The organism is Corallococcus sp. AB049A, assembly GCF_003668885.1.
Classification (GTDB): domain Bacteria; phylum Myxococcota; class Myxococcia; order Myxococcales; family Myxococcaceae; genus Corallococcus; species Corallococcus interemptor.
On record NZ_RAWL01000324.1, the window covers coordinates 1 to 9,997 of the forward strand.

Annotated in this window: 5 protein-coding genes and 1 pseudogene; 1 reads left to right on the forward strand and 5 read right to left on the reverse strand. The window is 72.1% G+C overall.

The annotated features are described in order from the left end of the window. The 4 genes from D7X55_RS28295 to D7X55_RS28310 all read right to left on the reverse strand — a co-directional run. Positions 1–4,902: hypothetical protein (locus D7X55_RS28295; protein ID WP_121724683.1), on the reverse strand; the 4,902-nt coding region annotated here is incomplete at its 3' end. Between the two features lie 119 nt (positions 4,903–5,021). Next, entirely contained in the window at positions 5,022–6,392 is a 1,371-nt protein-coding gene (locus tag D7X55_RS28300; protein WP_120552804.1) for a peptidase MA family metallohydrolase, read from the reverse strand. A gap of 52 nt (positions 6,393–6,444) precedes the next feature. Continuing rightward, entirely contained in the window at positions 6,445–7,662 is a 1,218-nt protein-coding gene (locus tag D7X55_RS28305; RefSeq protein ID WP_121724684.1) for a threonine ammonia-lyase, read from the reverse strand. Between the two features lie 86 nt (positions 7,663–7,748). After that, positions 7,749–8,978 carry a Glu/Leu/Phe/Val dehydrogenase gene (locus D7X55_RS28310; RefSeq protein WP_120552803.1) on the reverse strand — a complete coding sequence of 410 codons (1,230 nt, stop codon included), beginning with the start codon at positions 8,976–8,978 and terminating at the stop codon, positions 7,749–7,751. 69 nt (positions 8,979–9,047) lie between these two features. Between D7X55_RS28310 and D7X55_RS28315 the strand changes: the two genes are divergently transcribed. Continuing rightward, on the forward strand, positions 9,048–9,542 hold the full coding sequence (locus D7X55_RS28315; protein ID WP_120552806.1) for a helix-turn-helix domain-containing protein: 495 nt from the start codon (positions 9,048–9,050) through the stop codon (positions 9,540–9,542). Positions 9,543–9,572: 30 nt separating this feature from the next. Here D7X55_RS28315 and D7X55_RS28320 read toward each other — a convergent pair. Then, positions 9,573–9,997: pseudogene (locus D7X55_RS28320) on the reverse strand (DbpA RNA binding domain-containing protein); the annotation flags it as partial.

Consider the following 9,997-nt stretch of genomic DNA (forward strand, 5'->3'; position numbering starts at 1 on the left):
CTCCTGGGGCGTGGCCCAGGCGGAGCGCGCGGCGGGGGCCGCAGGGGCGCCCCACTCCGGCGTGGCGGGAGGGGAGACCCACTCGGAGGCGGCTTCCTCGACCGGAGCGTCCCACGACTGCTGGGTGCCGGTGGGCTGGGCCCAGGCGGCGCCAGCGGAGGCGTCCTCGGTGGCGGCCCATTCCGGCTGCGCGGCGTCCGTGGTGGCCCACGGCTGATCCGCGCCCGGGGTCACGGCCTCGGCCGTCGCCCATTCGGGCTGGGCCTCGATGGGGGCTTCTTCCGCGGCGGCCCATTCGGGCTGCGCGGCGACGGGAGCGGCTTCCTCGGTGGCCCATTCCGGCTGGGCCTCGATGGGCGCTTCTTCAGCGGCGGCCCACTCCGGCTGCGCGGCGACGGGAGCGGCCTCTTCCGTGGCCCACTCCGGCTGGGCCTCGATGGGGGCCTCTTCAGCGGCGGCCCACTCCGGCTGCGCGGCGGCGACGGGAGCGGCCTCTTCCGTGGCCCACTCCGGCTGCGCTACGGCAGGAGCAGCGGCTTCTTCGGTGGCCCATTCCGGCTGCGCCTCAATGGGAGCCTCTTCGGCGGCGGTCTCGGACGTCGACCACTCGGGCTGCGTGGCAACCGGCGTGGCAGTGTCAGCCGTAGCCCACTCAGGCTGCGCCTCGATGGGAGCCTCTTCGGCGGCGGTCTCGGACGTCGACCACTCGGGCTGCGTGGCAACCGGCGTGGCAGTGTCAGCCGTAGCCCACTCAGGCTGCGCCTCGATGGGAGCCTCTTCGGCGGTGGCCCACTCGGACTGAGTGGCAACCGGCGCAGCGGCTTCTTCGGTGGCCCATTCGGGCTGGGCTTCGATCGGTGCGTCTTCGGCAGTGGCCCACTCGGGCTGCGCCTCGATGGTCGCGGCTTCCGTGGCGCTGTCCGTCGTCGCCCACGCGGACTGCTCGGCGACCGGCGCGGTGCCTTCAGCCGTGGCCCACTCGGACTGCGCGGCGACGGGCGCGGACTCTTCCGTGGCCCACTCGGGCTGGGCTTCAATCGGCTCGGCTTCATCCGACGTCCACTGGGCCTGCGCGGCTACGGGCGCGGAGCCCTCCGCCGTGGCCCAGTTGGACTGCGCGGACTCAGGTGCGGCTTCTTCGGCGGTCCACTCGGGCTGGGTGGCGACCGGTGCACTGGCTTCCGCCGGGGTCCACTCAGGCTGCGCGGAAACAGGCGTGGCCTCTTCCTCCGAGACCCATTCGGGCTGTGCCTCGATGGGGGCCTCTTCCGCCGCGGCCCACTCAGGCTGAGCGGCGACAGGAGCGGACTCTTCGGCCGTGGCCCACTCTGGCTGAGCTGCGACGGGCGCGGTCGCTTCCGTCGAAGCCCACTCGGGCTGCGCGGCGACAGGAGCGGCGGCTTCCTCCGTGGCCCACTCGGGCTGGGCTTCGATGGGCGCGACTTCATCCGACGCCCACTGTGACTGCGCGGCAACGGGAGCGGACTCTTCGGCCGTGGCCCACTCGGGCTGCGCAGCGACAGGCGCGGACTCTTCCGCCGTGGCCCATTCGGGCTGGGCTTCGACAGGGGCTTCTTCAGTCGAGGCCCATTCGGACTGCGCGGCGACCGGTGCGGTGGCTTCCGCCGGAGCCCACTCGGACTGCGTGGCGACGGGCGTGGCCTCTTCAGCCGTGGCCCATTCGGGCTGGGCTTCGATCGGCGCGTCTTCGGCGGTGGCCCACTCGGGCTGGGCCTCGATGGGCGCGGCCTCCTCGGTTCCCCACTGCGGCTGCGTGGGGACGGCGGCGGCGCCTTCGGTGGTGGCGGCCCATTCGGGCTGAGCCTCGATGGGCGCGGCTTCTTCCGTGGCGCTCCACTCGGACTGCGTGGCGGCGGGCGCGGCGGCTTCCTCCGTGGCCCACTCCGGCTGGGCTTCGATGGGGGCGGCTTCTTCCGTGGCGTTCCACTCGGACGCCTGCGCCGGCTGGGCGGCCTCAGGGGTGGCCCATTCGGACTGGGCCTCGATCAGCGGAGCTTCCTCGGACGCGGGCGTCCATCCGGCCTGCGCATCCGCGACGGGCGCCGTCGAGGACGCGGCCCAGGCGGAGTCAGTGGCCGGAGCATCCCAGGCGGGCGTCGCGCTCGCGGCGGGCTGCTCGGACGACGCGGTGGCGGCCCACTCGGGCTGGAGCTCGATGGGGGCGGCGTCCTCGGACGGCTGCGCCCACTCGGACGCGCTCGCGGTGGGCTCCACGGCATCGGCGGCCCACTCGGGCTGGAGCTCGATGGCTGCGGACGCGTCCTGCAGACCCACGGTGTCGGTGGCGTCCGAGGGCGCACCTTCGGCGGACCACGACTGCGCATCCTGATCCGAGGTGTTCCAGGTCGAAGCTTCGGTGGACTGCGCTTCGGCGAGCGACTCGGCGGCGGTGGCCAGCGGCACGGCCTCGTCGGCACTGCCGCTCAGCTCGCCCCACTGCTCCGAAACAGGGGCCGCTTCGTCCGCGGGCTCGACGTCGTCCGAGCCGAGTTCCACCGTGTCGGCTTCGATGTCCGGGCCGACCGGGATGCTGCGGATCCGCAGCGACGGGATGCCGGACTCGTTCGCGAACGGGGAGGGCGGCGGCGTGAGCTGCTCCTCTTCGGCTCCGAGTTCGGCGACGTCGAAGGTCTGGGCGTCCACGCCGGACGCGACCGCCGGGGCCGCGCCGCCGTTGGAGCCATCCGTGACGCCTTCGTGGGCGACATCGTTCGCGTCGAGCGCGATCTCCTCGGCCGAGGCTTCCGCCGGAGCACCGCTGGCGGACTCCCAGTTCGACGCGACGTCGTCCGTGCTGAGAGCGATTTCCTCGGCGGGGGCTTCGGGTGAAGGAGCGCTGCCCGACTGCCAATCCGTGGCGACATCGCTCGACTCGAGCGGGATCTCCTCGGCGGCGGCGTTGTTCGCGGACCACTCCGTCAGGGCATCGCCCGTGGCCGGTGTGTTCGCGTCGGTGGTTGCCGCCGTGTCGGCCTGCCACTCCGTGGCGACATCCTCGGAACCGAGGGCGATCTCTCCCGCGCCTTCCGTTGAAGCACCCGGATCCGCCTGCCACTCCGTGGCGACGTCGTCCGTGCTCAGCGCGACGGCATCGGCAGCCGGAGCCTCGTCAGCTGCCTGCCACTCCGTGGCAACGTCATCCGCACCCAGCGCGATCTCTGCGTCAGCCGGAGCCGAGGCACCCGCCTGCCAATCCGTGGCGACATCGTTGGTGCCGAGCGCGCTCTCCTGCGCAGCAGCCTGTTCGCCGGTCTGCCAATCCGTGGCGACGTCGTTGGTGCCGAGCGCGATCTCCGCCGGAGCCTCGCCAGCCGCCTGCCAATCCGTGGCGACATCGTTGGTCCCGAGCGCAATCTCTTCGGCCGGAGCCTCAGCCCCCGCCTGCCACTCTGTCGCGACGTCGTTGGTGCCGAGCGCGATCTCCGCCGGAGCTTCAGCACCCGCCTGCCACTCCGTGGCCACATCACCGGTGCTGAGCGGGATCTCCTCGGCCTCCGGAGTCGCCTGCCATGCGGCCTCGACTTCGGTCGGTCCGGTCGCCGCGGCCTCTCCACCGGACTGCCAGGTCGCCGCGACAGGCGTCTCCGGCTGCCACTCCGTGGCGACGTCGCCCGCGTCCAGGGCGATCTCCTCCGCGGGCACTTCCGTGGCCGAGGCGCCATCCGTCCACGCCTCCGCGATGTCCCCCGCGCCGAGCGCGATCTCCCCACCTTGCTCCGGCGCACCCGCGACAGGGGCCGCATCCGCCCCCCACGCTTCCGCCGTCTCCGCGGCGGCCGGCTCCGCTTCCTGCACGGCGGCTTCCACGGGCGCGGCGGACTCCGCCGTCGCGACGTCGCTCCAGTCCCACTCCGAAGCCGTGCCTCCAGCCGGCGCCGTCGGCTCCACCGCGAGCGGCGCCGTGTCGAGCGCGCTGGCCCGCGACTCCTCGGACTCCACCGCCAGCGGCGCCGCGTCCCACGCCGCGTCCACGGGCGACAGGTCCTCGGCCATCACCGCCTCGGGGACGGGCTCCGCCTCCAGCAGCTCCGCCTCGCCAACCGCGTGCTCCGCGGAGGCCAGCGCCTCCGCCATCGGATCCAGCTCGGACGTCGCGGGGGCCTGGGCCTCCGACTCGACCTCCATCGACAGGTCCGCGAACGAATCCTCCAGCGAGGGCTCCGGCTCGGCGGCGGCCACCGGCGGCGGCGTCTCCACCGACAGACCGGAGAAGTCCTCCTCGGCGCTCGTACCCCACGCCTCCGCCGCAGCAGGCGCCGCCGCCACGGGGGCCTGCGGCATCCACGGCGCGGGTTCACTCAGCGAGGGGATGTCGATGTCGTCCGTGCTGAGGTTCAGGCTGTCCGGCTCGGCGGGCGCCTGCGGGACGTACCCGCCGGCCTGCGGATCCACCGGGGCCGCGTTCGGGTCATACGCCGCGTTCGGGTCGTAACCCTGCTGCGCCCATGCCGCCGCCGCGTTCGGATCATAGGCCGCCGCGTTGGGGTCGTAGGCCGCCGCCGCGTTCGGGTCATACGGCGCGTTCGGGTCGTAGCCGGCGGGGTAGGCGTACCACTGGCCGTCCTCGCCGTAATAGCCCTGGGCGTTCGGGTCGTAGCCGGCGGGGTAGGCGTACCACTGGCCGTCCTCGCCGTAGTAGCCCTGCGGCTGCTCGTAGCCGGCGGGGTAGGCGTACCACTGGCCATCCTCGCCGTAGTAGCCCTGCGGCTGCTGCTCCGGCTGTGCCCACGCCTGGGCCGCCGCGGTGTCCGCCGCGTCCTGGATGCCCAAGAGGCCGCGCAACTCGACCCAGCGAGCCTCCTCGACAGCGGACAGGCTTCCCAGCTTCCGCTTCTCATCCAGGAAGCGGAACTCTCTCATCGCGGCGCGCGTATCGGACATCCGTCACCTTGCTGCGCCAGCGTCCAACAGGGGGACCGCCGCAGCGAAAATCTTGGAGGTCCGCGAGTGTAGGGGACTCCCGCCAGGGGGTAAACCAATCCGCCACGCCCGGCCGGCCGCTACCTCCCCGAGAGGGCGGCACGCACCGCCTGGTCCAGGCCCGCGAAGTCCTTCTCGTAGGTGGCCTGAAGGGCCTCCTGGAAGGACTGCCCCCCGCCCGCCCTTTGGATGAAGGCCAGCAGCTTCTCCTGGCCCCCCAGCCGCACCAGCTCCCGCACCGCCATGGCGGACGTGCCGTAGGCGATCTCCGGCTGGGACATGGTGATGGGCGCCTTCGAGTCCATGTCCGACAGCTTCGGCAAGAGCCCCTGCTTTGCCCGGCCCCGCATCGCTTCCCGGAGTCCGCGCGGGGGGCCGTCCAGCCCCAGGTAGCGCCACTCGATGTACTCGGCCAGGCCTTCGTTGAACCAGCGGGGCAGGGCACCGCCGCCGCCCGGGCAGAGCTCGTCCACCGCCGCGTGCACGTACTCGTGGACCAGCGTGGCCTTCGTCGCCTGCGTCAGCTCCGCCGCGTCGTTCATGCGGATGGCGTTGTCGGAGTACAGGCCCGCCACCGCGGCCGCGTAGCTGGGGCCCAGGTGCGTGGCGAACTCGTCGCGCGTGTAGAGCACCACGTTCAGCTGCCGCTCGCGGGCCTTCCCCAGCGTGCGCTGGGTGAAGTCATAGGCCTCGTCGAGCGCGGACACGACCTTGCCCTCGTACTCCGCGCGCTGGCCGAAGTCCCGGTCGCTGTTGAAGTAGCGGATGGCGAAGCGGCTGTTCTGGCGCACGCGCATGCCGTCCTTGCCCACGCCGGACTCGTAGCTGAGGCTCGCGGAGCGGACCTCTCCGCCTGACGTCGCCCTCGCCTGGCGCGTGTCCCCGGAGCCGGGCTCGCCGTTCATCCGCTGCTCCAGGCGCTCCGCCTCGCGCCGCGCGGCCCCTTCCTCCGACACCCGCGAGCGCGCCAGCTGCAGCAGCTTCTTCGCCTCCGAGGCCTCCTTCGACTTCGCGGGCACCTTCTGCAGCGTGGCCAGCGCCCCTTCCGAGTCCTGGTCCGCCAGCTGCAACCGCCCCAGCTCCAGCGCGAACGCGCCGTCCTTGGGGAAGTGCTCCAGGCCCTTCTTCAGCGCGTCCTCCGCGGCGGAGCGCTGATCCGTCTTCAGCGCGGCGCGCGCCAGGCAGCGCAGGCCGCCCGCCGTCTCCTGGAAGGCCACGGCGCGCTCGCCCAGCGAGTACGCCATCACGGCATCCTCCGGGAGCAGCGCCTCGCAGCCCTTGAGCAGCGGCGCCGCCACGGACGGCCGCTGCGCTTCGGGATAGGCGGAAGGGTCCGCGGCCGCGAAGGCCAGGTACAGCTCCTCCCACTCCTTGTGGGCCGCCAGCTCCTTCGCCTTCTGCGCGGGAGGAGCGGCGGCCAGGAGCAGCAGGGCGATGAGGGGCGTGTTCATGGGTTTCCGGAGTATCGCCGAAGCCCCGAGCGCCCGCGCAAGCCTCCCCGCCCTACGTCCGGGCGACCTGCCAACCCTGCGACTCCAGCGCGGTCATCAGCTCCTGGATGTGGGCGTGTCCGGTGGTCTCCAGCATCACCTCCACCGTGGCCTCGCCCAGGCCCGCCTTGGAGAAGGCGCGGTCATGGTGCAGGTCCACCACGTTGGCGCGCATCTCGGCGATCTGCGTGGTGAGCCGCGCGAGCATGCCGGGCCGGTCCGGCAGCCGCACCTCCAGCTGCACCAGGCGGCCCGCCTTCACGAGGCCCCGCTCGATGATGCGGCTGATGACGTTCATGTCGATGTTGCCGCCGCCGATGATGATGGCGACGCGCTTGCCCTTCGCCTGCGGAATCCGGCCATTGATCAGCGCCGCCAGCCCCGTCGCGCCGGCGCCCTCGGCCACGGATTTCTCCTGCTCCAGGAGCATCAGGATGGCGGCGGCGATCTCCTCCTCGTCCACCGTCACCACCGCGTCCACGTACTTGCGCACGTGTTCGAACGTCAGCTCCCCCGGCACCTTCACCGCGATGCCGTCCGCGATGGTGGTGCCCGCGTTCGTGAGCTCCGTGCGCTTCCCGGCATCCAGCGACGCCTTCATGCTGGCGATGGTGGAGGCCTGCACGCCCACCACCTGGATGCGCGGGTTCGTCTCCTTCAGCGCCACGGCCACGCCGGAGATGAGCCCGCCGCCGCCCACCGGCACGATGACCAGCTCCAGGTCCGGGCACTGCTCCAACAGCTCCAGCGCGAGCGTGCCCTGGCCCGCGATGACGTGCGGGTCGTTGAACGGGTGCACGAAGGTGAGGTTCTCCGCGGCCTGGATGCGCAGGGCCTCGGCGTAGGCCTCGTCGAAGTTGGCGCCCTTGAGCACCACGCGCGCGCCGTAGTCATCCCGCGTGCGCGTGACCTTGATCAGCGGCGTGCGCTCCGGCATCACGATGGTGGCGCGGATGCCCAGCCGGCGCGCGTGGTACGCCACGCCCTGCGCGTGGTTGCCGGCGGAGGCCGCGATGACGCCGCGGCGCTTCTCCTCTTCCGTCAGCGTCAGCAGCTTGTTGAGGGCGCCGCGCTCCTTGAAGGCGCCGGTGCGCTGGAGGTTCTCCAGCTTGAAGTACACCACCGCGCAGTCGGTCCTCTCCGTGAAGTAGTCCGACGCGGGGCACGGCGTGGGGCGCAGCGCGGTGCGGATGCGCTCACGCGCCGCCTGGATGTCCTGCAGGGTGACCATCATGGCGGCCGTGTAGCGGAAGCGCGGCCCGCACGGAAGCGGCGCGGAGCCCCATGGCTGCCTGCCCGCGTGCGCGGCGGGGTGCGTCAGATGCCGCGCAGCACCGTGGCCTTGCCCACGCGGCCAATGGCCAGGATGTAGGCGGCCGTCCGCATGGAGACCTTACGGGACCGTGCAATCTGCGCCACCCGGTCGTAGGCCTCCTTCATCGTCTTCTCCAGCTCCGCGTTGACGCGGTCCTCCTCCCAGGAGACGTGCTGGAGGTTCTGCACCCACTCCAGGTAGCTCACCGTCACGCCGCCCGCGCTGGCCAGGATGTCCGGCACCACGAAGATGCCGCGCTTCTCCAGGATGTCGTCCGCCTCCGGCTGGGTGGGGCCGTTGGCGCCCTCCACCACCAGCCGCGCGCGCACGCTGTTGGCGTTGTCGCGCGTGAGCACGTGGCCCAGCGCCGCGGGGATGAGCACTTCACAGTCCGCCGCGAGCACGTCCTCGTTGGTGCAGGGCGTGCCGCCGGAGAAGCCCGTCACGGTGCCGGTGCGCTTCACGTGCTCGAAGAGGGACGGCACGTCCAGGCCCATGGGGTTGTACATGCCGCCCAGCACGTCGGACGCGGCCACCACCACGCCGCCGTCGCCCCAGATGAGCTGCGCGATGTGGCTGCCCACGTTGCCGAAGCCCTGGATGGCGAAGCGCGTGCCCTTCACCGGCATGCCCAGGTCGCGCAGGATTTCGCGGCATACGTAGAGCAGGCCGCGCCCGGTGGCGGCCTCGCGGCCCTTGGAGCCGTACAGCTCCAGGGGCTTGCCCGTCACCACCGCGGGGGAGTGCCCGTGGTAGCGCGAGTACTGGTCCATCACCCAGGCCATCACCTGGGGGTTGGTGTTGACGTCCGGCGCGGGGATGTCCCGCGTGGGCCCGATGACGTCTTGAATCTGATCCACGAACTTGCGCGTGAGCCGCTCCACTTCCTTGAGGCTCATCTGCGCGGGGTCGCACGCCACGCCGCCCTTGGCGCCGCCGTAGGGCACGTTCACCACGGCGGTCTTCCACGTCATCAGCGACGCGAGCGACACGCACTCGTCCTGGTCCAGGGCGGGGTGGTAGCGCAGGCCGCCCTTCATGGGGCCGCGGCTGTTGTCGTGCTGGATGCGGTAGCCCAGGAACGTGCGGATTTCTCCGGAGTCCATCTCGATGGACACCTGCACCTTCACCTCGCGCAGGGGCGTGGCCAGGAGCGTTTCGATGGGCGTGCCCACGTCCATCACCCGCGCGGCCTTGCGGAAGTAGTAGTTGGTGCCGTCGACGGCGTTCATGGTGGGCTTCACTCCTGGGGACAGACTTCAAAACCTTAACAGAAGCGGTGCGCTACGATGGGTGCGTCCATGCGCCCCGACTCCCCGGACGACAGCGACGCCGGTTCGTCCCTGCAGGGACTGGCGCGGCGGATCCGCACGCTGCGCGAGCGCCGGGGCCTCACCCAGGAGGACTTCGCCGCCCGGTGTGACATCTCCGTGAGCTTTGTCTCGCTCTTGGAGCGCGGCGAGCGCAACCCCAGCTACGACACGCTCCTCCAGGTCGCGGCCGCGCTGGAGCTGCCGCTGTGGGAGCTGTTCCGGCTGGAGGACGCGGAGGACGCGGGGGCTCATCGGCTGGTGGAGTGGGTGCGGCTGAAGAAGCTGGGGCGGGAGGACGTGGACCGCCTGCTGGCCGTGGCGGAGGCGATGTTCAGCGGTGGGCCGGGCGCTGTGTCTTCCCAGGTGGAGGAGCCCAGCGCGGCCTGTACCTCACCGGAGTGCGGCCGGCCCGTGCTGGCCCGGGGGCTGTGCGTGGCGCACTACCACCGGGCCCGCAGGAAGAAGGCGGCTCCGGAGCCGTGAGGGACCGGAGCCGCGGGAGCCGCGGAAGCGCTACTTGCGCTTGGCCCGCTCGACCTTGAGCGTCTTGCCCTCGCCGTGCGGCTTGCCGTGGGTGGCCTCGAAGCCCGCCACGTCCTCCTCCGCGACGAAGACGTACGCGTACGTGGGGCGCAGGTCGGTGCGCAGCACCTTGCCCGCCGGAGCACCCGCGGCCTCCAGCGCGGCGGTGACGCCCGCCTCGTCCAGGCCCTCCTGCCGGCCCAGGCCCACCCACAGCCGCGCCTGGCCGGGGAGGTCCGGCAGCGCTTCGTGACGGGGGCGGCGCTCCTCACGCTGGCCTCGCGGACGGTGCCGCTCCAGCTTCAGCGGCTTCTCGTTGTGCGCCTTGCCGTTGAGCGACTCGAAGCCCGGGGCGTCATCCTCCGGCACGTAGACGTAGCCGTAGGTGGGGCGGGTGCTGGCTCTTATACACATCT

Coding starts and splice junctions, on each gene's coding strand:
- D7X55_RS28300 (WP_120552804.1), bottom strand. CDS start 6,392: ATGAACACGCCCCTCATCGCCCTGCTGCTCCTGGCCGCCGCTCCTCCC.
- D7X55_RS28305 (WP_121724684.1), bottom strand. CDS start 7,662: ATGGTCACCCTGCAGGACATCCAGGCGGCGCGTGAGCGCATCCGCACC.
- D7X55_RS28310 (WP_120552803.1), bottom strand. CDS start 8,978: ATGAACGCCGTCGACGGCACCAACTACTACTTCCGCAAGGCCGCGCGG.
- D7X55_RS28315 (WP_120552806.1), top strand. CDS start 9,048: ATGCGCCCCGACTCCCCGGACGACAGCGACGCCGGTTCGTCCCTGCAG.